Annotated in this window: 25 protein-coding genes; 19 read left to right on the forward strand and 6 right to left on the reverse strand. The window is 45.2% G+C overall.

All coding sequences use genetic code 11. The features are described from left to right. Positions 1 to 60 precede the first annotated feature (60 nt). The 7 genes from CRO25_RS01380 to CRO25_RS01410 all read left to right on the forward strand — a co-directional run bounded on the left by CRO25_RS01380 (position 61) and on the right by CRO25_RS01410 (position 7,007). Complete coding sequence (locus tag CRO25_RS01380; RefSeq protein WP_079694112.1) at positions 61 to 906, forward strand: TlyA family RNA methyltransferase; 846 nt, start codon at positions 61 to 63, stop codon at positions 904 to 906. An 84-nt stretch (positions 907 to 990) separates the two neighbouring features. Then, positions 991 to 1,476 carry a hypothetical protein gene (locus CRO25_RS01385; RefSeq protein WP_079694111.1) on the forward strand — a complete coding sequence of 162 codons (486 nt, stop codon included), beginning with the start codon at positions 991 to 993 and terminating at the stop codon, positions 1,474 to 1,476. A 130-nt stretch (positions 1,477 to 1,606) separates the two neighbouring features. Further along, positions 1,607 to 2,056, forward strand: coding sequence for a transcriptional regulator AhrC/ArgR (gene ahrC / locus CRO25_RS01390; protein WP_063565708.1), 450 nt, complete (start codon positions 1,607 to 1,609; stop codon positions 2,054 to 2,056). A gap of 57 nt (positions 2,057 to 2,113) precedes the next feature. Further along, the gene (gene recN, locus CRO25_RS01395; RefSeq protein WP_079694110.1) at positions 2,114 to 3,832 is read left to right on the forward strand and encodes a DNA repair protein RecN; all 1,719 of its coding nucleotides are present in this window, start codon (positions 2,114 to 2,116) and stop codon (positions 3,830 to 3,832) included. 120 nt (positions 3,833 to 3,952) lie between these two features. Further along, entirely contained in the window at positions 3,953 to 5,284 is a 1,332-nt protein-coding gene (spoIVB, locus tag CRO25_RS01400; RefSeq protein ID WP_063565710.1) for a SpoIVB peptidase, read from the forward strand. 192 nt (positions 5,285 to 5,476) lie between these two features. Further along, on the forward strand, positions 5,477 to 6,292 hold the full coding sequence (gene spo0A / locus CRO25_RS01405) for a sporulation transcription factor Spo0A (RefSeq protein WP_063565711.1): 816 nt from the start codon (positions 5,477 to 5,479) through the stop codon (positions 6,290 to 6,292). A gap of 214 nt (positions 6,293 to 6,506) precedes the next feature. Beyond that, positions 6,507 to 7,007 carry a hypothetical protein gene (locus tag CRO25_RS01410; protein ID WP_079694109.1) on the forward strand — a complete coding sequence of 167 codons (501 nt, stop codon included), beginning with the start codon at positions 6,507 to 6,509 and terminating at the stop codon, positions 7,005 to 7,007. 33 nt (positions 7,008 to 7,040) lie between these two features. On the opposite strand, the gene CRO25_RS01415 is transcribed toward CRO25_RS01410, so the two are convergent. Next, positions 7,041 to 7,841 carry a FlxA-like family protein gene (locus CRO25_RS01415; RefSeq protein WP_079694108.1) on the reverse strand — a complete coding sequence of 267 codons (801 nt, stop codon included), beginning with the start codon at positions 7,839 to 7,841 and terminating at the stop codon, positions 7,041 to 7,043. Positions 7,842 to 8,035: 194 nt separating this feature from the next. Between CRO25_RS01415 and CRO25_RS01420 the strand changes: the two genes are divergently transcribed. The 5 genes from CRO25_RS01420 to CRO25_RS01440 all read left to right on the forward strand — a co-directional run bounded on the left by CRO25_RS01420 (position 8,036) and on the right by CRO25_RS01440 (position 15,240). Beyond that, positions 8,036 to 9,994, forward strand: coding sequence for an AraC family transcriptional regulator (locus CRO25_RS01420; RefSeq protein ID WP_079694107.1), 1,959 nt, complete (start codon positions 8,036 to 8,038; stop codon positions 9,992 to 9,994). A 186-nt stretch (positions 9,995 to 10,180) separates the two neighbouring features. Then, positions 10,181 to 12,160 carry an AraC family transcriptional regulator gene (locus tag CRO25_RS01425; protein WP_079694106.1) on the forward strand — a complete coding sequence of 660 codons (1,980 nt, stop codon included), beginning with the start codon at positions 10,181 to 10,183 and terminating at the stop codon, positions 12,158 to 12,160. A 155-nt stretch (positions 12,161 to 12,315) separates the two neighbouring features. Continuing rightward, positions 12,316 to 13,353: an NAD(P)/FAD-dependent oxidoreductase gene (locus CRO25_RS01430; RefSeq protein ID WP_079694105.1), complete on the forward strand. Its 1,038-nt coding sequence runs from the start codon at positions 12,316 to 12,318 to the stop codon at positions 13,351 to 13,353. A gap of 227 nt (positions 13,354 to 13,580) precedes the next feature. Continuing rightward, complete coding sequence (locus CRO25_RS01435; protein WP_079694104.1) at positions 13,581 to 14,225, forward strand: hypothetical protein; 645 nt, start codon at positions 13,581 to 13,583, stop codon at positions 14,223 to 14,225. Positions 14,226 to 14,763: 538 nt separating this feature from the next. Further along, positions 14,764 to 15,240: a hypothetical protein gene (locus CRO25_RS01440; RefSeq protein ID WP_024630975.1), complete on the forward strand. Its 477-nt coding sequence runs from the start codon at positions 14,764 to 14,766 to the stop codon at positions 15,238 to 15,240. A gap of 223 nt (positions 15,241 to 15,463) precedes the next feature. Here the strand turns inward: CRO25_RS01440 and CRO25_RS01445 are convergent, their stop codons facing one another. Beyond that, on the reverse strand, positions 15,464 to 16,057 hold the full coding sequence (locus CRO25_RS01445; RefSeq protein ID WP_079694103.1) for a thymidine kinase: 594 nt from the start codon (positions 16,055 to 16,057) through the stop codon (positions 15,464 to 15,466). Between the two features lie 184 nt (positions 16,058 to 16,241). Here CRO25_RS01445 and CRO25_RS01450 point away from each other — a divergent pair, with 184 nt between their 5' ends. Next, the gene (locus CRO25_RS01450; protein ID WP_064636776.1) at positions 16,242 to 16,454 is read left to right on the forward strand and encodes a hypothetical protein; all 213 of its coding nucleotides are present in this window, start codon (positions 16,242 to 16,244) and stop codon (positions 16,452 to 16,454) included. 8 nt (positions 16,455 to 16,462) lie between these two features. Here the strand turns inward: CRO25_RS01450 and CRO25_RS01455 are convergent, their stop codons facing one another. Next, positions 16,463 to 16,810 carry a potassium channel family protein gene (locus CRO25_RS01455; RefSeq protein WP_024630972.1) on the reverse strand — a complete coding sequence of 116 codons (348 nt, stop codon included), beginning with the start codon at positions 16,808 to 16,810 and terminating at the stop codon, positions 16,463 to 16,465. Between the two features lie 186 nt (positions 16,811 to 16,996). Then, positions 16,997 to 17,320, reverse strand: coding sequence for a DUF2627 domain-containing protein (locus tag CRO25_RS01460; protein ID WP_063565720.1), 324 nt, complete (start codon positions 17,318 to 17,320; stop codon positions 16,997 to 16,999). A gap of 244 nt (positions 17,321 to 17,564) precedes the next feature. On the opposite strand from CRO25_RS01460, the gene lpdA reads away from it, so the two are divergent. From lpdA to lipB, 5 genes are all read left to right on the forward strand, one after another. Next, positions 17,565 to 18,989, forward strand: coding sequence for a dihydrolipoyl dehydrogenase (lpdA, locus tag CRO25_RS01465; RefSeq protein WP_079694102.1), 1,425 nt, complete (start codon positions 17,565 to 17,567; stop codon positions 18,987 to 18,989). A 139-nt stretch (positions 18,990 to 19,128) separates the two neighbouring features. After that, entirely contained in the window at positions 19,129 to 20,157 is a 1,029-nt protein-coding gene (locus CRO25_RS01470) for a thiamine pyrophosphate-dependent dehydrogenase E1 component subunit alpha (RefSeq protein ID WP_063565722.1), read from the forward strand. Between the two features lie 2 nt (positions 20,158 to 20,159). Next, entirely contained in the window at positions 20,160 to 21,146 is a 987-nt protein-coding gene (locus CRO25_RS01475; protein ID WP_024630968.1) for an alpha-ketoacid dehydrogenase subunit beta, read from the forward strand. Between the two features lie 48 nt (positions 21,147 to 21,194). Further along, entirely contained in the window at positions 21,195 to 22,649 is a 1,455-nt protein-coding gene (locus CRO25_RS01480; RefSeq protein WP_079694101.1) for a dihydrolipoamide acetyltransferase family protein, read from the forward strand. A 166-nt stretch (positions 22,650 to 22,815) separates the two neighbouring features. Further along, positions 22,816 to 23,523, forward strand: coding sequence for a lipoyl(octanoyl) transferase LipB (gene lipB / locus CRO25_RS01485; RefSeq protein ID WP_079694100.1), 708 nt, complete (start codon positions 22,816 to 22,818; stop codon positions 23,521 to 23,523). A 27-nt stretch (positions 23,524 to 23,550) separates the two neighbouring features. On the opposite strand, the gene prli42 is transcribed toward lipB, so the two are convergent. Beyond that, positions 23,551 to 23,652 (reverse strand): stressosome-associated protein Prli42, encoded by a 102-nt coding sequence (gene prli42 / locus CRO25_RS01490; protein ID WP_090810668.1) that lies wholly within the window; start codon positions 23,650 to 23,652, stop codon positions 23,551 to 23,553. An 83-nt stretch (positions 23,653 to 23,735) separates the two neighbouring features. Here prli42 and CRO25_RS01495 point away from each other — a divergent pair, with 83 nt between their 5' ends. Next, on the forward strand, positions 23,736 to 24,869 hold the full coding sequence (locus CRO25_RS01495) for a M20/M25/M40 family metallo-hydrolase (protein WP_079694099.1): 1,134 nt from the start codon (positions 23,736 to 23,738) through the stop codon (positions 24,867 to 24,869). Between the two features lie 126 nt (positions 24,870 to 24,995). On the opposite strand, the gene CRO25_RS01500 is transcribed toward CRO25_RS01495, so the two are convergent. Next, positions 24,996 to 25,130, reverse strand: a complete 135-nt coding sequence (locus tag CRO25_RS01500; protein ID WP_090810664.1) for a Z-ring formation inhibitor MciZ — start codon at positions 25,128 to 25,130, stop codon at positions 24,996 to 24,998. Between the last annotated feature and the right edge of the window lie 44 nt (positions 25,131 to 25,174).

Raw genomic sequence — 25,174 nt, forward strand, 5'->3', positions numbered from 1 at the left:
AATCAGAGAAACTAAACACATTATTAATTAATTAGGATTACTACATGATAGGAGAAAGACATGTCACTCCCGAAAGAACGAATTGATGTTCTGCTGGTTGAGCAGGGATACTACGAAAGTCGTGAGAAGGCAAAAGCTGCAATCATGGCTGGACTGGTATATGCCAACAATGAGCGGATTGAAAAAGCGGGCATGAAGATTCCACGGGAAGCCGAACTTAAAGTAAAGGGTTCAGTACATCCCTATGTCGGTAGAGGCGGATTAAAGCTTGAAAAAGCGATCCGTCACTTCGATCTCGATATGAATGGACTTGTAATGCTCGATATCGGTTCATCCACTGGTGGATTTACCGATTGTGCCCTGCAACATGGTGCATCTCATGTATATGCCATCGATGTAGGTTATAACCAGCTGGATTGGTCACTCCGTAATGATGAACGGGTTACTGTAATGGAAAGAACCAATTTCCGTTATGTGACTCCCGCAGATCTAAATGGACCTGTGCCGAATTTTGCTAGTATTGATGTATCCTTTATTTCGCTGAGAATTATTTTGCCGCCGTTGCTGGCACTTCTAAAGCAACCGGCAGACATTGTGGCGTTAATTAAACCTCAGTTCGAAGCAGGCCGTGAGAAAGTCGGCAAGTCCGGCGTCGTTCGTGATACTAAAGTTCACAAGGACGTTTTGCAGACGATGCTTCGTTTCGCAAATGAGCTTGGATTAAAGCTAAAAGGTTTAACATTCTCGCCGATTACAGGCGGAGAAGGAAATATTGAATTTCTCGCTCACTGGCGTCTGGAAGAACCAGAGGCAACACAACAAGAGAACGTTCAGGCTTCACTTGATGCACTTGCAGATCAAGTTGCAAGGGAAGCTGCCCATACTTTTACAGGAAACTCATCATAGGATGGGTTTCTTTTCGCTGGAAAGGTGACATTCTAAAAGGAAATCGGTTGTCGAATCTCGAATATGTCTTCGAGGTGAGCGATGATGGATGGGCAATATGACACAATTGTTATTGGTGTACTTGCTGTCTGCTTAATTTTATGGCTGTTCTCTGGCTTTCGGAATTGGGTTAATCGTCCGATTCCAGTAAGCTTGTCGGGTATGCAACTGAATTTAGAAATTCAGGATTCACCCGCAGTGGATCTGCTTGAAGCGGAAGGATATGAAGTCATCGGAGGTAAAATGAAGATTCCTTTAGCCTTTAAAGCGGATGAATCCATTTATTACAGCAGGCTCTTCATTGATTATGTAGCAGAGCGTGATGATGAGAGATATCTGGTGAAGACGTCCCGTCGCAGGCAACCTCTTGAACTTACTGGGCCATCCCTGCGAGACCGCTTCCTGTATTATTTATTGTTATATCCCGGCTGTGAAGGGTTGTTGTATGTGGACTTGGAGGAATCGGATATCAAGGTAATCAGGCTCATGGACTATCAGGAAGACGTGTACGATGGAGATGATCTGGACTAAGGGTAGTTATGGAACCTGAAGGTTTTTGTTTTTTATATAACGAATGAACGAATTGCAGGATGGCAAACGTTATGGAAATTAGAATTAGCCGTTTTATTGCAATACATTGAACTTTTAACTGGAGGCATGTATGAAAGGACAACGACACATTAAGATACGTGAAATCATTAGTCAAAACGAAATTGAAACCCAGGATGATCTGGTTGAAGCTTTGCGTAAATCCGGATTCCAGGTGACTCAAGCCACTGTATCACGGGATATTAAGGAGCTTCTTTTAATCAAGATTCCCATGGACGATGGACGATATAAGTATTCGCTACCTACAGACCAACGATATAATCCGATTCAGAAACTGAAACGTGCCCTTGTGGACAACTTCTTACACATTGATCATACAAACAATCTGGTTGTAATGAAGTGTTTGCCTGGCACAGCTAACTCCATTGCTGCCTTGCTCGATAATATTGAGTGGACTGAAGTGATGGGGACCATCTGTGGAGATGATACCATACTCATCATTTGCCGGACGGAAAGTAACAGCGTGACCGTAATCGAGCGGATTATGGGTTATATTTCCTAGAATATAATGGTTCAAAAACATAATTTCTGAGTGAGTCATCCGGAGGTGTTTTTGCAGATGTTAGTTACATTATCGATTCGTAATTTGGCTGTAGTAGAAGAAGTTGATGTTGTTTTCCACCCGGGATTCCATGTCTTGTCTGGTGAAACAGGAGCGGGTAAATCGATCATTATTGATGCCTTGGGTCTGATTGCTGGTGGACGAAGCTCTGCCGATCTGATCCGTTATGGATGTGAGAAGGCCGAGATGGAGGCTCTGTTTGAAATGGAGCCAAGCCATCCGGTATGGGTAACGTTAGAGAAGCTTGGCATCCATTGTGAACCGGAGGAGCATCTGGTGATTCGCCGGGAACTGAATACCCAAGGCAAAAGTACATCTCGTATTAACGGCCAATTGGTCAATTTAACGATGCTCCGTGAAGTCGGAGAAAAATTAATTAATATTCATGGACAGCATGAACATCAAAGTTTGTTGCGCGCAGAAAGTCATCTGGGGCTTCTGGATACATACGGGGCAGCAATCATCGGTCCAGTCAAAACGGAATATCAAGAACGCTACAGTAAATTTATTACGGCGGAAAAAGAACTGCGTGCACTTCAGGAATCCAGTCAACGTGCGTATCAATTGCTGGACATGTACCGTTTTCAACTTGAAGAGATTGCAGCTGCTTCTCTAACGCAGGGTGAGGATGAATTACTCGGAGAAGAACGGGTCAAACTATCCCATAGTGAGAAAATGATGGACAGTGTTGCTGGTGCATATGATCTGCTTAGCGGTCAACGTGGGTTAGAAGCTGTAAGTATCGCATTGTCACGAATTGAAGATATATCAGGATATGACAGCAAAGGCTTGCAGCCTGTTGTTGAACAGCTCCAGTCTGCATTTTATCAGCTGGAAGACGCGACGTTTCAGTTGCGTGATTATCGGGAGAAGATCGAATTTAACCCGGGTAGATTGGAAGAAGTGGAACAGCGACTGAATCTGATTTCTGGCCTCAGACGGAAATACGGTGACAGTGTGGAACTTATTTTGAATTATTATGAACAAATTAGCCATGAAACCGACCAGTTGGAGAACAAGGATGAACGTTTGGAGAAGCTGCGTAATGAACGTGACAAATTGCTCAAATTAGTCATGGAGTCTGCGGAGGAACTCAGCCGGGTTCGTAAACAATGTGCAGAGGAACTTGCAGCGCAGGTGGAAAGTGAACTGAAGGATTTGCAGATGGAGAGAACGACGTTACGAGTTCAAATTACTCCTTTTGAAGACGCAAAAGGGATTGAATGGAATGGGCGTCGCATTCGCCTTACGCGTCAGGGTGCAGATAATGCGGAATTCCTGATCTCTCCGAATCCAGGTGAGCCTTTACGTCCGCTCGGCAAGATTGCTTCCGGTGGTGAGTTGTCCCGAATGATGCTGGCGATGAAGAGTATTTTCGCACGTCATGACCGGATTCCGGTGTTGATCTTTGACGAGGTGGATACAGGTGTGAGCGGAAGAGCAGCACAATCCATAGCGGAGAAATTATACCGTCTGTCCTCCACTTGCCAAGTTTTCTCTATTACTCACTTGCCACAGGTCGCTTGTATGGCCGATCATCAGTATCTCATCGAAAAGCATGTGTATGACGGACGCACGATGACACAAGTGGAATCGCTGTCAGACGAAGGCAGAGTGAAGGAATTGGCACGTATGCTCGGCGGTGTGGAAATTACAGAAAAAACTCTGCATCATGCACAGGAAATGCTGAATTTGGCGGAAGCCAAAAAAGGGTGAAACGAGCGGCTGGCGTAATGATTGACAGTAATAAAAGCCTGGGGGCGAGGTTATCTTATAGGTACGCAATTGGCGACCACCTTTCGTCAAGCGAAAGAAGCAAAGGGAGTGTGACAGCCATTGAATTCCCCCCTCAGGAAGAAATTGCTAGGTCTTTTATTTGCCTTCTTTCTATGTGTGATCAGCCAGGCCATTCAGCCTGTGCAAAGTTATGCTTCATTGCCTGATGAACTTCAGGTATTTGCAGGCAGGCAGGCTGACGTTCATCTCGCTGTACCGGCTGCTTCAAGCGCTGTTGTGGATCGTCCTGACATCGTCGGTTTTGATGGAAAGGAAACTGCAGTTCACGTAACGAAGCAACAACCTTTGCATCTTCATCCCCAACAAACGGGACATGCCAAATTAACGTTGAAGTTGTGGGGAAAAATTCCGGTAAAAACAGTTAACGTAAATGTGATTCCGGATTTGCGTGTAGTACCCGGGGGACAAACCATTGGCGTCAAAGTAAAATCTGCAGGTATTCTGGTTGTAGGGCACCATCTGGTCCGTTCTGGACAAGATGAACGTGTATCCCCTGGAGAATCAGCAGGCATCAAGCTTGGAGATCTGATTACCCATATGGACGGTAAACGCCTTGATGGTGTATCGGGTGTAGCTGAAGCTGTTGAGCTTGCAGGCAAGAGCAAAAAAGGAATTGATGTCGTTTTAAAACGCGGTAAAGAAACGGTTAAAACCCGTTTGACACCGGCTTATGACGCGGAAGACAAAGCCTGGAGGCTTGGCTTGTACATTCGTGACTCCGCCGCAGGTGTAGGAACATTAACCTTTTACGCTCCGGATCAAGGCGTTTATGGCGCTCTAGGACATGTCATCACGGATATGAACACGCAGACCTCCATCGTTGTCGGTAGTGGTCAGATTGTTCAGTCCAATGTAACGTCAATCTCTAAGAGTGAATCCGGTGATCCGGGTGAAAAACGAGCTCATTTCCTGAAAGAAAGCAAAATTTTGGGCAATATTGAACGTAATACGGCTTTTGGTATCTTTGGTAAAATGTCCGGAAATCCTGAACATAGTTTGTATTCAAAAGGAATTCCTGTTGCTTTCTCCCATGAAGTAAAAGAAGGTCCTGCAGAAATTCTCACAGTTGTTGAGGGTCAGCAGGTGGAGCGTTTCTCGATTGATATTGTTCACGTAGCAGACCAATCCGAACCGGCGACCAAAGGTCTGGTGCTTCGAATCACAGATCCGAAGCTGCTGGATAAGACCGGAGGCATTGTACAAGGCATGAGTGGCAGCCCCATTGTGCAAAACGGAAAACTGATTGGTGCCGTGACACATGTGTTTGTTAATGATCCGAAATCAGGTTATGGGTGCTTCATTGAGTGGATGTTACAAGATGCAGGAGTCATGATGAAAAAGGATAATGCAAAAAACCTTAAGGCGGGTTAACCTCCTTAAGGTTTTTTTGTCGAATGGAAACATATAATATCGGATAATGAAATAAATTATTTATTATATAGCAATGAGAAAAAAAAATAAAGAAAAATAATTTTCGACAGAAGGAATTTCCTCCCCTGTGTCGAAAATTTAACCTGTAAGGAAATGTACGAAACGATGTTTAAATTAAAGGAGGATACCGTTTTGCAAAAAATTGAGGTATTGCTGGCCGATGATAATCGTGAATTTACGAATTTGCTTGCCGAATATATATCCGAACAGGAAGATATGGAAGTAACCGGTATTGCTTACAATGGAGAAGAAGTGCTGCAGTTGCTGGAGCAGACTCGCGATGTACCGGATGTACTCATTCTGGATATTATTATGCCTCACCTGGATGGACTGGGTGTACTGGAGCGCCTGCGCAACCTGAATCTGTCTCCACAGCCCAAAGTCATTATGCTTACGGCTTTCGGACAAGAGAATATCACGCAGCGTGCCGTGCAACTCGGAGCTTCTTATTACATCCTGAAACCGTTTGACATGGAAGTACTCGCGAATCGTGTACGTCAACTGGTTGGCACGCAAACCACGATCTCCACAGGCGGTGGTGGCGGTTCATCGATGTTTATGAACAAGTCCAACGTGGTGCCGATGGGTAAGCACAAAAATTTGGATGCAAGCATTACGTCCATCATACATGAAATCGGCGTTCCTGCGCATATTAAAGGATATCAGTATTTACGCGAAGCCATCACTATGGTGTATAACAATATCGAAATTTTGGGTGCTATCACGAAAACCTTGTACCCAGCGATTGCCGAAAAGTTCAAAACAACGCCGTCTCGCGTCGAACGAGCCATTCGTCATGCTATCGAAGTGGCTTGGACACGTGGTAACATCGACAGCATCAGCCACCTGTTTGGTTATACCATCAATATCAGCAAGTCGAAACCGACGAACTCCGAGTTCATCGCGATGGTCGCTGACAAGCTTAGAATTGAGAATAAGGTGTCCTGAAAGGATCAGGAATGATATATAATAATTCTTGATTACTTATGTATGAGCAGATTGAAATTTATGATTTAACATAAATAATGAAACCTAAAAAACCGTTACAATCGGGCTTAAATAGCCTTTTTGTAACGGTTTTTTATACATGTAGGAGGCGTTTATCCCTCTACTCTTGTTATAATGAAATAAATTTTAATGCTTTAAAAGAAGTGCAAAGGAGATGAATCTACTGAATAAAACTGAAATTTCACAACTAATCTTTTCTAAGTATCTCGAAGCAGGTAATTTGATGAGTTATTTTGGTCAAGAAATAGTTCATATTGATAATTTAAAAAAATATTCAGATGAGCAATGGTTAAGTAAGAGTGAAGAAGTACTAACTTTTGATTTTGATGGCTGGTCAGCCAATGTCACTTTTACTAAAAACGGTTCTTATCATAGTGACAGCTTAGATTTCTTCTTTTCTACAAATGATGCTAATAAGTATACTATTGGACTTTATGAAGATCTGCAGCGCTTCATTCTTAGCAGTGGAATAAATGTGAACCAGTTTGTTTCCGACAATGAGCTCGTATTTTTGTTCAAGAACGCAGCCAGTGCTCATTATTTGTTGCAGAATGATCGTTATGTGCTTCGAAAGCTGTCGGGAGCTTTTTTAGATTATGCTCAGACATATGCCTACTATAAAAAAATATATGGTGAATCAACATCCATTTTTTAATATGGTCTGAAACATATCACCTCTGTCACCTGTTCAAACCCGAATGTCGAGCGATGTATAGGATGGGGCAGGGGATGCATTTGATTGCGTATCTTGAACTTTTCCTGGGTCTTTATCATTCTGCGTAGCATTGGAAATCTTCGATTTATTTTCAGCCTTATTTCCCTCAACAACTTCCTGATTTTCCTTTTCCACAGAGGATGAAGGTGTAGGAGACGAAACGGATTCTTTTGGTTCAGGCTGATGTATCTCTTTCATCAACTCTCCAATTTTCTGACCTACTTTACTCATTTGGGAGCTGATGTTCTGCACGATTTCTCTTTTTTTCTGGAATACCGTACGTTCAGCATTCTCAAGCATCATCGATTTGCCAGCTCCAGCATTAATCTCCAGAACCAGTCGGTCAAACTTGGTTTCCCCTTCAATGGTCTGAATGGAGCTGTTCATGCGATCTCGCAAACCGACCAGTTTACCTAACTGATCGTAAGTCTGACTGTGCATAATTAGATGGTCCATGGATGGGGGTTGAGCTTCGTCATTGCGCTGAGGCTGTTGTTCTTTGGTCTTCTCAGGCTGTTTTAATTTGTTCTTTTCCTCCATTTCCTCTGCTTTGATCTGGGCGATCTGCGTGTCGATTTGCGTAATGGAGCTCGTTAATGATTTGATTCGTGCTGCTTTGGTTTTAGTGTCCAGTTCATCATTGGATTTTACAGCTTGTACTTCTTCATTAAGCCTAACCTTCTGCTGCATAAGTCCCTGAATTTCCTTATCTCTACTGGAGACTTGGCTCCCGGGGGTGAAGCTGCTTTTGGAGGCAGGTGAAATTGAATTCATGGTCTTTTCCCCTTCTTCGTTATATCGTGGATCTACTTACATATATCGGATGTTACGAGAAGCAAATGAAGATACGCTGGTAATAAGTTCACTTTCACTTGTGTGTTGCTTACTTGCTAATAATGATTGATAATGGTTATCAATGAGTGAAGGACTGTTTAGTCAATCTATTTAAACGGAGTTGGGTTAATGAAATGTGGAATAATTATTACATACTCTGGAACTATGCTGCTGTGAGTATTGCGGATATACGTTATATGGAGTTAGGGCCAACCGAGGAGCTAACATATAAATTTCCTGCGAGCACGTTTGTGTTCACCATCCAGGGTAAAGCCTATGTGACCATAAACGACCAGAAGCATGAAGTGAGTCGTTTTTATGTTCTTCATGGTGGAAAAGGGAGCGTGCTGCATATTGAAGCTGGACAATCTGGATTAAACCTGTTTTACCTTATGTACAAATCAAGCTTGCCAAGTGGAGGAAGAACCGATTTGGGCAACATGATGGAGCACATGAATCCATTTCAGCTAACCTATGGTTTTGCCCCTGAGTCACCTGTTGTGCTGTATGAGCAAGTAAAACAGATACACGCTTTATGGAATCAAAAGAACCCCATACATCATTTTCAGGCAAAAAGTCTTTTTTATCCTTTTGTAGAGCAAGTATCAGCACAAATTCCTCATGCTGCAGCTCCTTATTCCATTACGGATCAGGTCAGCAAAGTCATCAAAATAGTGGAATCCTCTTATGCTGAGCCCCTAACTTTGCATGTTTTGGCGGAGAAGGTCGGCAGCAGTCCCAGAAGTCTGTCCCGCAAGTTCAAACAGGCCACGGGTTATAGTCCAATCGACTATTTGATTCAGTTCCGTTTGTTCAAGGCCAAGGAGATGCTGCTGCATACCGACGCTACATTGGATGAGATTGCAGCAGGCATCGGTTATCCGGACGGATATTATCTGGGACGTATGTTCAAAAAACATACAGGTGTTTCTCCGCTTCAGTTCAAGGAGAAAACATCTGTACCCCTAAAATGGCCTGATCTGACATCGGCCCTGGCGCGAAATGACATTTCCAGTGGAAGAGCTGGAAGGTATGTTTATAACGATGATGATAATCATTATCAATATAAACACGGAGGGTCATTGTACATGAATAGACAGACAAGAACGGGAATGCTGCTTAGTATTTTATTAAGTCTCACTTTACTGCTGAGTGCCTGCTCGCCAGGGGCAACTAGTAATTCTGGGGGAGAAACAGCCGGAAGCAAAGGGACTTCGAGTGTTACCAGCACAGTAACGGCTGATAGCCAATCGAACAATTCCGAGCCTCGGATCATCTCGACGGTTAAGGGAGATATCACGGTCCCGGCTGAACCCAAGCGAATTGTGGTGGATTTATATTTAGGAAGCCTGATTGCTTTGGGAATCAAGCCAGTCGGTACACCGGAAATGAACTTGAAGAACCCCTATTTTATCAAATCACTTGAGGGAGTAGAGAATATTGGTGAATACGAAACCATTTCTCTTGAAAAGGTGTTGGAACTTCAACCAGATCTGATTGTCACAGGTGATCCTGATTTGTTTGATTCTTTTAGCAAAATTGCGCCTACGCTTGTTGTTCCTTATGGAGAGTTGAAAAATACCCATGAAGAGATCACTTATTTCGGTAAAGCGTTGAACAAAGAAAAAGAGGCTGAGTCATGGTTGGCCGATTACGACGGACGAATTGCGGATGCCAAGAAGCGTGTAAGTGAAGCAATCGATGCAGATGCAGAAGTATCCGTTATGCAATTTTACGATAAAGGACCGTTAGCCTTTGGTGATAATTTTGGGCGTGGAGGTCAAGCTGTGTACAGTGCTCTCGGATTGAATCCTCCGGCAGACAAAAAAGAGATATTAATGAAAGATCAGCTTGTTGAAGTCTCGTCCGAATCCATACCCGAATTTGCCGGTGATTACATTATTCTAACGGCAGACAACCTAACTTTGGAGGAATTGAAATCCAAGCCAGTATGGAGTTCGCTTGATGCCGTCAAGAATGATCGTGTGTTTATCTGGAGTCCGGATCGTTCATGGTACTTTGACCCTATTGCAACGTTAGATCAGACCGAGGAATTGGCAGCTTGGTTCACGAAGACAGCGGATCAAAAGTAAATCTTTCGGATCATTGGTTGATGAAATTGAATCCTGGTCAAAATTCAGTTGATAATGAAAATTATTATCATCTATAATGAAGGAATAATAGTGAACCACTATAACGCTTCGGTTAGAGGATGGTTTGAAGAATAATGACCTGCACAAGGTCTTGTTCCTGGTGAGACTGGGATTGGAGAGTAATCGATGCAATTAAACGAACAAATGCAATGCTGGAATCACGCGGCTGTTAAAATTCTGGATATACGCCGGATCGTTATGGAGGTAGGGGAGATACAGGAATCCTATTTGCTTCCGGCAAACGCTTTTATATACAGCATTCGGGGTGCAGCTCAACTTAAATTGGATGGGAAAACACACGAAGCACAGCGATTCTGTATTCTGCATGGTGGTAAAGGATCATCACTGGATATTCGGGTGAGCGAAAAGTTTGAATATTACTTGCTGTTCTACAGGGCATTTCTCGCGTTCCCAACTCGTCGTAAAACATGGCGGTTGTCACAACCTCCTCAGGTTGCTCCGTTCTCTTTGCAATATGGATTTACGCCGAGCAATCCTCTTGCTATATTGCGCTATTTTGATGAACTGGAGAAAGCGTGGGATCAGGCGAGCAGACTGGACTTGCTACAAGTAAAAAGTTTGTTCTACCAATTTATTCATGAGCTGTTATTTCAATTGGCAGAGCAGGAAGTCAGAACAGTGCTTCCAGACCCTATTGAGCAAACACTTCGCTACATACAGGAGCATTATAGGGAACAGGTGACTCTGGATTTTCTGGCTGAACAATTCAACTACAGCTCCCGTCATTTATCTATGCAATTTAAAAGAAAGACAGGACACAGTCCGATTGATTATCTCATTCAAACGAGACTGACCAAGGCCCGGAATCTGCTTGTGCGATCCGATGCCACCCTGCGCGAAATCGCGGCAGAAGTGGGATACACGGATGTGTATTATTTCAGCCGTATTTTTAAAAAACATGTGGGCCTGTCCCCCACACTCTATCAGCAGAAAATAAGGAACCAGACCCTGGCAGAGGATCGTCCATTACAATTCTCCGAATCGTCCATTGGCTGGAGATGGAAGCGAGGATATATTGATTATGAGAATCATTATCAATATATAGACGGAGGGTCTACATCAATGAAAAGAAGAAAAACAAGTTCCAGCATGATTTTGGTTGCACTTTTAAGCATCACAATGCTTTTATCGGCATGCTCCGCTGGCTCTGCAACAACAACAGTTACGGGGGAAGGCACGAATACGAACTCATCTACGAGCACAGCCGGATCTTCATCATCAGATGCAGGTAGTCAAACGAACAACGAAAATGGAACACGCACGGTTTCCACGGTTAAAGGTGATGTTGTTGTCCCGGCAAATCCTAAACGGGTTGTTGTACTTTATCTTCAAGGAGATGTTGTAGCGCTTGGAATTAAGCCTATTGCGACGTCTGACGTATTTGATGGGGCTGCATATAAGAATGAGCTTGAAGGTGTAAATTCACTGGGCACCTGGTTTGAACCAAATCCTGAGGCTGTTATTGATCTTGACCCGGATTTGATCATTGTTCCTTCAGAAGAGACTTACACGTTATTGAAAGATATTGCACCAACTGTTTATGTCCCATATGAGAAATTGACAACGGAAGAAAGACTTCATAGCATAGCTAGCATTTTCGGCAAAGAACAGGAAGCAGACGTTTTAATCGACAATCTTAACAGCAAAGTCGAAGAGAGCAAGAAAAAACTTGCTGATGCAGGCATACTGGACAAAACGGCCTCCATCGTCGAGGGTGGGCTGAAAGAGATGGTCATTGTAGAAAGTAAGCAATACGGCCGTGGATCTCAGGCTATATACGAGTACTTGGAAATGAAAGCACCTGAAGCGGTCCAGAAAAAAATTGACGTAGTTTCCGACGCGGCAGGTTCGACCTTGTCCATGGAAGTTCTTCCTGAGTATATGGGAGACTACGTGTTTCGTTCGGTATATGAAGGGGCAGATAACCTTAACGATAATCCAATTTGGAATAGCATACCTGCTATCAAAGAAGGCCGTCTAATCGAGATTGATTTTGATTTCTTCTATTACTCGGATATCTATTCCATCAACAAGCAAATCGATTTCGTTGTCGAGCATCTACTGGCAGCTCCCAAAGTTAAGTAATCAACAAATAAATAACGATGTAGTTTTGTATAAGAAATGTTTGAATTTTAGCCATTGTAATTTGATAAGTTTCCCATTAGACTAGGGAAAGAGTGATAATGAGAATCGATATCAAATAGTCGAGCGCTTTGGATCGAACTGATGGAGGTAACTACATGGATCAGCATTTGGAATTATATGATGTAACAATTATCGGCGGGGGACCTGCCGGCATGTATTCTGCATTTTACAGCGGGATGCGTGATATGAAGACCAAGTTGATTGAGGCGCGGGATAAATTGGGTGGTCGCATGCTCTTTTATCCAGAAAAAATGATCTGGGACGTGGGCGGCGTCACCCCGATTCTATGTGAAAATTTGATTAAACAGCTGGAAGAACAGGCTAGAACATTTGAGCCAACGATTGTGTTTGAACAGCAAATTGAAGGATTTGAGCGTCAGCCTGATGGCACGATTCTGCTGACATCGAATACAGGAGAACAACACTGGACACGTACCGTCATATTGGCGATCGGGTATGGTATATATAAAATGGCCAAGCTGGAGCTTGAAGGTGCTGACCGTTATGAGGTTACCAATCTTCACTATACAGTACAGGAGCTGGAGCCTTTCCGTGGTAAACGGGTACTGATCTCTGGTGGAGGTGACTCCGCGGTGGATTGGGCCAATGAGCTTGAAGCACTGGCAGAGCAAGTGACGGTTGTCCATCGTCGTGACCGCTTTGGCGGTTTGGAGCGCAATGTACTGCGGATGAGAGAATCCTCAGTGGATATTCGTACACCATACGCCGTTGATACCCTACATAGTCAAAGTGGGGAGATCATCGAACAAGTGACGATATCCCATGTTGAAACTGGTGAGAGTGAAGTCCTTGATGTGGATGCGATTATCGTCAACCACGGCATGAAGAGTGATTTTGGCCCGCTCCGGGATTGGGGACTTGATCTTGGTGAATGGCATGTCAAAACAACAGAGAAGCTGCAAACGAATATTCCAGGCGTCTTCGCTGCAGGAGACTTTGTAGATTATGGAAGTAAACTGTATCTGATTGCCGGTACATTTACGGATGCGGCTCTCGCAGTAAACAGTGCAAAACTGTATATGGACCCTGAGGCGGAGAAAGTTGCCTATGTGTCTTCCCATAACAGCCGTTTTAAGGAGAAAAATAAAGAACTTGGTGTTGTGGAAGAATAGAATCTCTTTATATAACTTCAACTCCAATAGATCAAATCAAACGAAGTAGTTCTGGCTAATGCCAGAACTGCTTTTTTTTGTTTCCATTTTCGGTATGAACCTCCACGAACTGCACAACATAGAACAGGCACCGGAATTGAACATACATCACCAACTGTCTATAATGAGCCTTAGAAGTTAGGAATAACAGCAAGAAACGTCAAACAGATTAGAGTGGAGTGCACAATATGGAAAAAAAATTTCAACGTATATCCACATTCATTCATCGGTGGTTCAAAGGCCGTGAGAAAAAACGCATCAAATGGTCGGAAGTCTATCTCGCTGTTGCTGGAAAAATGCATCGACTACTGGTGGAAGGCCGGCGCGCACGTTCAGCGTCCAGAAGGCTGCATCAGGATTTGCCTATTACCGCTTTGGGCCAAATGAACCTGGAGCCAGGAGATATTTTATATACGCCAAGTTCGGAATCGACTTATTACGCCGGGCATATGGGGATTATTGGACTCGACGGTAAAGTGTACCACGTACACCCTTATGGACCTGTGTTTGCCGATTCCTTGGATTGGTACATTACTCGCTTTTATGAGGGGGATCGTTTCATTGTATTTCGTTCCCGTCTGAATCAGGCTGGTGTGAAGGCAGCGCAGTGGGTACAGGATCATTACAAGCAGGTAAAATTCTATCGATTGCAGACGAATCTGCGCAGCATTGAACGGAACTATTGTTCCAAATTTATATATCAGGCGTACCAATTTACAACTGGACTTGATCTGTGGAGTCGCAAGTTTGTGAAGCTGAATCAGGGATACATCTATCCGTTTCGAATTGAGCGCTCACCCGCGCTTGAGGTTCTTGGAACGTTTTATAAATAAGGCAAGTTAACCGATGGAAGTTCCTTTCTCATACAAGAGGGTGGGGCAGGTTCTGTCGGTTTTTTTTGTATGCGTAGAGATCAAAAACAGGAAAAAGGCTCAAAACGTCGAATAGATTATGAGATAGGCATGCACAACTTGGAATCGTATACATAACCAATGCAGGATCAATTTTTGCCCAAGCATAAGCAATTCACCCCTTAGAAGGCAAACAAGGAAGAGAGAGAAAGAGATGAAATGGCTGAACTTTGTGCGCAGGTTCAAATCAAACTCAAACGTAGTAAACCTATCCGATTACACTCCCAGGAAGGAAAGGAGGCAATATTGTTCCATCTGTAGTAAAAAAGTGAAGTCCATCGTGTATTATGCGACTTCCCAGGGAAATGTTGCAGGTGTATGCAGTTCTTGTAAATCAGTGGCGGAACATCGAGGAATGTTACCCATTTAATAAGGAAGAGATACGCTCAGGAAATAACATTGCTTTGATTTATGAGCGTTTTTGTAGTACATTAGCAAATGTATTCGAAGGAGGATTCTAATGTACTCAGGTAGACAAGACGATACTTTATACATCATGACCTACACCTTAAACAGCGGTATCAAGGGTACGGTTCCACTGTCAAATAAGCAGATTATTGAGTGGCTGGATTGCTACAGAAATGAGAAGCGCTTCGTGACCGAAATCGGCAAGGAGTTTTTTGGATTGAATGCAGGATTGGTAGCAGATTTTAAAGTTCAGAATCATTTATCGGATTATCAGCAGACAATTATGCCTACACAGCAGCAGGATAACATGGAACGTTTGTCCAGCGCATATAAATCAACCGAGTTATTAATGAAGATTGATTGTAAATGTGGCACGGCATATGTTACGGAGTCTCCATATAAGCGCACCAAATGGTACTGCACCAAGTGCAAAGAGATTGTATTTTTGGATGCCAAAAAAGGAATGGTAGAAACGTCGCGTGGCGACGCTTACTACATGACCAACAAATATTTTGTTTCCCGGGACTAGCGGGAGATGACGAATGGGAAGCATCGCTGTGAGGCGGTGCTTTTTTGTGTGCAAAGAAAGAGCAAATGACCGAGTTAAGCAGAGGTATATTAAGGGTATGCTGGTAAAAAGGAGTTATAATAAAAAAAGCCCTCGGGGGCTTTTTTTGAAATCTCAGGAAACCTGTAGCAGCAGATACCGCCGATCAGAACCTATAGATTGATCATGGAAAAGCTGAGTCAGCTCAGCATTCAACTTTGTGAGGAGGAATGAAGCAGCAGCGACAGCGCGGCTCATAAGCTTCAGAATCGCCAATCATGACGACAGGTCCAAGCGTTACAGGCTCTCCATTAACGATACGCTGGGTGAAAGCCGCATCCGGGCTTCCGCATACGGCACAGAATGCTGACAGTTTCTCAATATCATCCGCCATAGCGAGCAGACCGCCTACATATCCAAATTCCTTGCCACGATAATCCATATTTAGTCCATCCACAATGACGTGTTTGCCACAGTAGGCAAGCTCGGAGACCAGTTCCATGATGGAACTGCTGAAGAATTGTACTTCATCAAATGCAACAACATCAGCATCTTTGGTCTGAGTCAGGATCATCTCTACGGATTCCGGGGTCAATTGCCGGGGAATGGAATGGGCAGGCAGACGATAGCCGATACGGCTAACGATCTCGTCTTGAGCAAACCGATCATCTTCGGCAGGTTTGTAAGCAACGACCTTTTTACGGCCAAATTGAATTAATTTCTGACAACGGCGAATGAGTTCACCGGATTTTTCACTAAACATAGGTCCTGTAATTACGGTAATTCGTCCTGTTTGCACAGTTCTGCTACTCCTCTCACATACGGGATTCAACAAAAAAAAGCGACCATTACAGAGTACCACAAAATCTTTAGTAAGAGCCAGAACTAATCTGAGCAGCTTTGTGTTACTATATGGATTGTTAAGCTGTTGGTTACGGTAGTGTAACGCGTAAGCCAGGATCGATTTAAAAGAGGTGTTAACGATGAGTGAAGCATTATCCGAATTACAAGAGCGATATGAACGTTTGAAAGGACAGTCAGTCCTTGACGAAGCTGCGCAGGCGTTGTTTGCAGACTTGTTCGCTGAAGCGGAGCGGCTGCAAGCCAGTAATCTGACGTTGCGCAGAACGATTCTGAAGTCCTCTTCCAAAGAGTCGCGCATGTCTACCAAGCTGCGGGATGCATTATACGAATAACCCGGAGACTACTCCGGGTTCTCTTCTGTCTGCAATTTGCGGGGAAATAGAATACCTGCTGTAATTCTGGCAATCATGGCGAAGGTGAGGCCGATACCTGCGAACATATAGATGACGGTAAAAGCCTTGCCGAATCCGGTCGATGGTACAAAATCCGGATGTCCCACCGTCGTTAGAGTTACTGCGCAGAAATAGAGGGCATCAATCCAGTGCAGACCTTCAACGCGAGTATAGAATAACGTGCCCGAGAGAAGTGTCGCCGCAGTTAATACAAACAGAGCCAGGAACTTCTGGTCCTTGAAGGCATGGAAAATGCCTTTAAGCAATCTTTTTAGCGTAATGATAAACGAGACCATCTTGAACCATCCTGTCTATAGAAGAGTGGGCATTGTGCATATTCAAGATGCTAACACTGAATTTATGCAAAACACCTGTTTGAATAAATAAGCATTATACCTGATCAAGTAACGCATATAAAGGCATATGTAAGGTTGGGATGTTGAAATGTTGCGGAGCCAGAAAAAATGACAAAAAGCCCGGACTCAGGAAGTCGTACCGGGCGTCTCTGCTTTGTCGGCTGAGGGTGCGCTTTTTGAACGAAAACGGGGTCCTACATAATTACGCTTGCGGTCACGGAACAGAATCCAGCCTCCCAGAAAACTCATGCCTGCGGCGAACAGGACAAGTCCTCCACCAAAGGAGAGCCATTGAAAACCTGGTGAGATCTGCTCGTTACCATGCTCGGCATAATACAGGAAAAGGGCGTCCTTCATCATTAGAAAACCCTTCATTGCCATTAACCCGGGAATGACCAGAACAATAATCGCCACGAATCGTGCAAAGACCAGTCTAGTATTCATCACCATTAAACTCCTTCTGCCTGAGGTTGACGTAAAATAAAGGTTGCGCTTACAGGTCATACCTGATTCCATCATAGCTTGGTTTTCAGAAGCTGTCCATGCGTTTCAGGGTCAAATTTTGAGTTGACTGCTCAAGGGGAGTACAATGGAATATAGATAACGTCTATGAAAAAGAGAATCATTCGAATCAACATCTTACAAATATATTGAAATTGTATTGAAATTATATGGATAGAGGAGAACAGAAAAGATGCCAATTACATGTGATGTTGCCATTCTTGGAGGAGGAACGGGAGGGTACGTTGCTGCCATCCGTGCCGCACAGTTAGGAAAACAGGTTGTTATTATCGAGAAGGATAAGTTGGGGGGCACTTGTCTGCATCGTGGCTGTATTCCGAGCAAGGCATTGCTGCGAAGTGCGGAAGTGTACGCTGAGATACAAGAGAGCGAAATGTATGGGATTGAAACAGCTGGAGCAACACTTGTATTTCCGAAGGTTCAGGCGCGCAAGGATGCAATTGTGGAGCAGCTTCATCAAGGTGTGCAGTATTTAATGAAAAAAAATAAAATTCAGGTCGTACACGCCAAAGGGCGCGTGATCGGACCTTCCATTTTCTCCCCTCAGAGCGGTGCAGTGGCTGTCGAGTTTGAAGATGGCGAGATGGATACGGTTGTGCCAACCAACCTCATTGTTGCTACCGGGTCTCGTCCACGGGTGCTGCCAGGTCTTGAGCCAGACGGCCGGTACATCATGAGCAGTGATGAGGCTTTGCGAATGGACGAATTACCTGCATCCCTGATCATTGTTGGTGGTGGGGTGATTGGCCTCGAATGGGCCTCGATGCTGAATGATTTTGGCGTTGAAATTACAGTTGTTGAAGCCGCTACTCATGTATTGCCAGCAGAGGACGAAGATGTAGCCAAGGAAATGCAGAGATTGCTTGGGAAACGTGGTGTTCGCTTCCTAACAGGCGCTAGCGTTCTGACAGAGACATATAGCATACAGGAAGACGGTATTCAGATTGATGTCAAGCTGGGGGATGAGAAGCAAGAGACTCTGAAAGCGGACAAGATGCTGGTGTCGGTTGGTCGTCAGGCCAATGTCGAAAATATCGGACTCGAAAATACGGATATCAAACTCGAACGCGGATTTATTGCTGTGAATCAACATCTGCAAACGGGTGAGGGACATATTTATGCAATCGGCGATGTCATCGGCGGATTGCAGCTGGCGCATGCAGCGAGTCATGAAGGCATTTTGGCAGTGAATCATCTGGCGGGTGAAACGGTACATGCCGTTGAATCACATCGAATCCCGCGCTGTGTCTATACTCGTCCGGAAGCAGCGAGTATCGGATTCACGGAGCGTGAGGCCAAAGAGCGTGGTTATGAAGTGAAGACAGGCAAGTTCCCGTTCCAGGCGATTGGAAAATCTTTGGTTCATGGAAGTCGGGATGGATTCGTGAAGGTAATCGCGGATGCCAAGACGAATGATATATTGGGTGTACATATGATCGGTACCCATGTGACGGAACTGATCGCAGAGGCCTCTTTGGCTCAGATGCTGGATGCCACACCTTGGGAAGTGGGACAGACGATCCATCCTCACCCAACATTATCGGAAATCATGGGTGAAGCCATGTTGGCAGTAGACGGAAAATCGATTGGAATGTAAGCCAGACAGGCTTATGAGAAAGGTCCTTTCCTTTTTTGGGCAAATGGGATTATAATAAGGTTAAGCCAAGTCTTAGTACCAGGTTATAAGATCGGGTAGTAAGACAGGCAAAGGCTCTGATTAAAAGGAGGTACCTCATATGAGTTCAAAAGGTACTGCAGACGCGGTCCATCGGCATGAACAGCTGGGACTTAGCGATGGTGAAGTATTGGATATGTACAAATACATGCTGCTCGCACGTAAGTTTGACGAGCGTTGCTTGCTCTTACAGCGGGCCGGCAAAATTAACTTTCACGTATCTGGTGTAGGACAGGAAGCTGCGCAAGTAGGCGCTGCATTCGGTCTGGACCGGGATCACGATTATTATTTACCGTATTACCGCGATTATGGCTTTGTACTGGCAGTTGGCATGACTCCACGTGAGCTGATGCTGTCTGCTTTTGCGAAGGCGGAAGATCCGAATAGTGGCGGACGGCAAATGCCGGGTCACTTCGGTCACAAAAAGCTGCGGATTGTAACGGGCTCCAGTCCGGTTACCACACAGGTTCCGCACGCTGTAGGGTTTGCGCTGGCTGCCAAAATGAAGAAGCAAGAATTCGTTTCTTTTGTAACTTTTGGTGAAGGGTCAAGCAACCAGGGAGATTTCCACGAAGGTGCCAATTTCGCAGGTGTTCATAAACTTCCTGTGATCATTATGTGTGAGAACAATCAGTATGCCATCTCGGTGCCAATTCATAAGCAGCTGAGTGGTAAAATATCGGATCGTGCACTTGGGTATGGATTCCCTGGACTACGTGTAGATGGAAACGATGCGCTGGAAGTATACGGTGCAGTCAAAGAAGCTCGTCGCCGCGCAATTGCTGGTGAAGGACCAACACTTATTGAAGCAATGATGTATCGTTTATCTCCACACTCCACTTCTGACAATGATCTGGCATACCGGACCAAGGAAGAGGTTGAAGAGAACTGGAAGAAGGACGGCGTGCTTCGCATGAAGAACTATCTGATCGATTGCGGCATCTGGGATGAAGCCCGGGATGCGGATCTGGCTTCCCAGCTTGCGCTGGAAATGAAAGAAGCGACTGAATACGCAGACAACGCGCCATATCCGAAACCTGAGGACACTCTGACGCACGTTTATGCGGACAGCGAAGAAGGGGGACGGTAAGTATGGCGGTTATGGAATATATTGATGCAATCCGTCTCGCGATGAAAGAAGAGATGGAGCGGGATGAAAATGTCTTTATCCTTGGTGAAGATGTCGGGGTCAAAGGCGGCGTGTTTACTACAACCAAAGGATTGCAGGATCAGTTCGGCGAAATGCGTGTCATGGACACACCATTGTCCGAATCAGCCATTGCAGGTGTAGCCATTGGTGCAGCGATGTATGGCATGAAACCTATTGCCGAGATGCAATATTCGGATTTTATGTTGCCTGCAACAAATCAGATTATTAGTGAAGCGGCCAAAATTCGCTATCGCTCCAACAATGACTGGAGTTGCCCGATTGTTATTCGTGCGCCGATTGGCGGCGGTATTTTTGGTGGGCTGTATCACTCCCAATGTCCGGAATCGATCTTTTTTGGTACACCAGGTCTGAAAATTATAGCTCCGTACTCGGCATACGATGCAAAGGGACTGCTCAAAGCAGCTATTCGCGACCCGGACCCGGTTCTCTTTTTTGAAAACAAAAAATGCTACAAGCTGATCAAGGAAGATGTGCCAGAGGATGATTACATCGTTCCAATCGGTAAAGCTAACGTGCTTCGTGAAGGAGCAGATATTACCGTTATCGGCTATAGCCAACCACTTCATTTTGTCATGCAGGCTGCCGAAGAGCTGGAGCGTGAGGAAGGCATTACTGCCCACGTATTGGATCTGCGCACATTGCAGCCACTTGATCGCGAAGCCATCATTGCATCCGCTCGTCTGACAGGCAAAGTGCTGATCGTGCATGAAGACAATAAAACCGGTGGTGTAGGAGCCGAAGTGGCGGCTATCATCAGTGAAGAGTGTCTGTTCGAACTGGATGCGCCGATTCAGCGTCTCTGTGGACCGGATGTACCGGCAATGCCAATTAGCCCAACATTGGAGAAATTCTATATGCTGAGCAAGGATAAAGCCAAGGAAGCGATGCGTACGCTCGCCGAGTATTAATTCGTGTAGTGAGATAGTTTAAAAGCAAAGTTTGGAGTGATATAACCAATGAGTATGAAATGGATCGAGGTCATTATGCCGCAGCTGGCGGAATCGCTGGTCTCGGCTACCATTGCCAAATGGTTGAAAAAACCGGGTGACCGGGTTGAACAATACGAACCGATCTGTGAAGTAATTACGGATAAAGTCAACGCAGAGATTCCATCAACCGTTGATGGAATTATGGGTGATCTGTTTGTCGAAGAAGGTACGACCATTGCGGTTGGCGAAGCCATCTGCCGCATGCAGGTAGCTGCTTCTGATGAAGAAGCAGCAGAGCAAGTAACGCATGCTTCGCAGCAACAGAATGGTGATCATGTTCATGTACAACAAAGTGGGAATTACGTACCTACCGCTGGTGCAGCGAGTACAACAGGCCATGATCCCAATCAGCCGATGCGTAACCGCTATTCTCCTGCAGTTCAATCCCTTGCAGCCGAACATGGTCTGAACTTGCAGAGCATTCAGGGCACTGGAGCAGGTGGACGGATTACACGTAAGGATGTACTGGCAGTCATTGCACAGGGGGGAAACGCGGGTGTAACGTCTGCACAGTCTTCTACTGTAGCTGGACAGCAGGCCTCTTCGGGAGTACCTTCAGGTTCTCCTTTCAGCGGATTGAATCGGGGGAATGTAGACTTGGTCGCATCTACGGGAGAAACAGTTCCAGCAGCCGACGCAGGCGTTCCTGTAAGACATTCTGGCATACATCTGACCGAAAGTCCGAAAATCCCGCAAATCGAAGTAGAGGGTGGCGGACAGGGAAGATCCGAATACTTCATCGACGTTACTCCAGTTCGTAATGCCATTGCTCGTAATATGCGTCAAAGCGTATCAGAAATCCCGCACGCGTGGACGATGATTGAAGTGGACGTGACGAATCTGGTGATGCTGCGTAACAAACTCAAGGATGAGTTCAAGCGCAAAGAAGGCATCAACCTGACGTACCTTTCCTTCATGATGAAGGGTGTCGTCAATGCCATTAAAGACTACCCGATCATGAACTCCGTCTGGGCTGTTGACAAAATTATTGTCAAACGGGATATCAACCTGTCGATGGCAGTGGGTACAGAAGACTCTGTACTGACACCGGTAATTAAACATGCGGATCAGCGCAACATCGCTGGCCTAGCTCGTGAAATTGATGAGCTGGCACGTAAAACACGTGAAGGCACTCTGAAGCTGGACCATATGCAGGGCGGTACGTTCACGGTTAACAATACCGGATCATTTGGTTCGATTCTGTCGCAACCTATTATTAACTACCCGCAGGCGGCAATTCTTACATTTGAGTCGATCGTTAAGAAACCCGTGGTCATCAATGACATGATTGCTGTCCGTTCCATGGCGAACCTCTGTCTTTCCCTGGATCATCGTATTCTGGATGGAGTCATCAGCGGACGTTTCCTGCAACGTGTAAAAGAGAATCTTGAAGGATACACGATGGAATCGAAAGTGTATTAAGAGAGAGCAAGTGCATCATTTCAATGAGTTACTAATGATGCCAAGCGCTGAATAGATGGATAATGGGAAAGTGTATGTGCCAATGGCCGTGCACTTTTCCCGTTTTCTTCAATAGAATGCTCATCATTATACAATGAACATTGAAACAGAAGGGTGTGGGGGAATCATGAGCAAGCCGCTGGATGTTATGTACATACCGATGCTTGATTATGAAGAGGCTTGGAACCGCCAGAAAGCGATTGTGCAGCAACTGGATGAGGGAGAAGGCGCGGAGCAGATGCTGTTGCTCCAGCATCCGCCGACGTATACGATCGGTTCACAGAATCACCCGGAGCACCTGCTTCTCAGTGAAGACGAACTGCGGGAGCAAGGTATCTCCTTGTTTCAAATTGACCGCGGCGGTGATATTACTTATCATGGCCCTGGGCAGTTGGTAGGTTACCCGTTACTTGTTCTTGGACGGGATGAAGCCTTGGATTTACATGGCTATTTACGTCGCCTAGAGCAGATGATTATTGATTACCTGGCTGATCAGGGTATTGAAGCAGGGCGTAAAGAGGCTTACACAGGTGTATGGATCGGAGATTTGAAAATTGCCGCCATCGGCGTAAAGTTCAATCGCTGTAAACATCGGCGTGGCTTCGTGACGAGTCACGGATTTGCTTTTAATATCACCTCCGGCATTCAGCACGCAGGCTTTCAGGGTATTGTTCCTTGCGGGATTGAGCAGTATGGTGTGACCTCGTTGGAGGATATTACAGGCAAGACCTATACTGTGGAACAGGTTGCGCAGGAGATCGTTCCATACTTTAATCGGATTTTCCCGTATGAGATTACCTGGATTACAGAAAAAGAAGCCCTTCCCCGTCTGTAAATCAGACAGTCAAAAGGCTTCAGGTTTCTATCCGAACAATAAAGGTTCGAGCGCAATGAAAAGGGTGGACCCAATCATGGCGAGCAGCATGAGATAGATAATGATGCGGAACCATTTCTTTTTTTGCATGATGAGAGAACTCCTTTCAACAAAAGAATAAACAGACCATAGTAATTGTATTGTACCGTATCGAAGAAAGGTAGGAAAGTCCTATGATAAAACAGCAGCGTGTTATTGATCATTTTATGGAACTAGTGCAGATTGATAGTGAAACAACTCATGAACAGAATATATCAAAAGTGTTAAAAGAACAGTTTACTCAGCTGGGCCTCAGCGTGTATGAGGACGACACCATGGAGAAAACCGGACATGGCGCTGGTAATCTCGTGATTACCTGGGAAGCGGAGGGTGCGGAAGAAGCAGCCCCAATCTTTTTCACATGTCATATGGATACCGTAACGCCTGGACAAGGAATTAAACCTGAGCTGGGTGAAGACGGTTGGATTCGAAGTGATGGCACGACAATTCTGGGTGCAGATGACAAGGCGGGGATTGCCGCTTTGTTTGAAGCGATTCGAGCTATTCAAGAGAACAATATACCTCATGGGAAAATTCAATTCGTGATTACCGTAGGTGAAGAGTCGGGTCTGGTTGGTGCACGTGCAATGAATCCGAAGGATATTGAAGCCGAGTTCGGTTATGCCCTGGATTCCAACGGAGCTGTGGGCACAATCTGTGTGGCTGCTCCGGCCAGAGCGGAAATTCAGATGAAGATCTATGGGAAATCCGCACATGCGGGCGTGAATCCGGAAGACGGCATCAGTGCCATCCAAGTGGCGGCCAAAGCAATTGCAGCGATGAAGCTGGGACGAATTGATGATGAGACTACGGCGAACATCGGCAAATTCCAGGGCGGATCAGCACTGAATGTCGTTTGCGATTTTGTGCAGATTGAGGCTGAGGCCCGCAGTATTGTGCAGGAGAAGGTAGAACTTCAAGTGGCCCAGATGCGTGAAGCACTGGAAACGACATGCCGCAAATATGGTGCAACCGCTGAGTTCCGCAGTGAGATCCTGTATCCTGCTTTTGGCTTCCATGATGAACACGAGGTTGTTCAGCTTGCACAGCGTGCCATTCGGAGCCTGGGGCTGGAGACTAGCACGTTTGCATCCGGGGGTGGCAGTGATGCCAACATCTTCAATGGGTTAAACATACCCACGGTCAACCTGGCTGTAGGCTATGAGGACATCCATACGACGAAAGAACGCATCCGCGCCGAGGATATTGTGAAACTATCTGAAGTGGTTGTGGCTATTATTCAGGAAACGGCTGCAAATAAAAAGTAATCCAAAGAGACTGAGGGTGAAACCCCCCGTGCTTCAACTGAAAAGTCCGAATCCGGTACAAACCGAGTTCGGACTTTTTGGCAAAACCATGTTATATTTCATGGGTATTGCAGACCAAGAACAGTATCATTTACGTCCAGCGAGCATATCGATTAATTTGGCATCTGGACCCCACTCACGCACCCATTGTTTGAGTATGAGCTGGACTTGTCTGGCTTGTCCGACCACGTGTACGGATTGCGGTGTTAAATAACTGTTCATTGGTTGTCCCCCTGATTTGCTATATTTGTTTGAAATCGCTATAA

Source organism: Paenibacillus sp. RU5M (assembly GCF_900221055.1).
GTDB classification, from domain to species: Bacteria; Bacillota; Bacilli; order Paenibacillales; family Paenibacillaceae; genus Paenibacillus; species Paenibacillus marchantiae.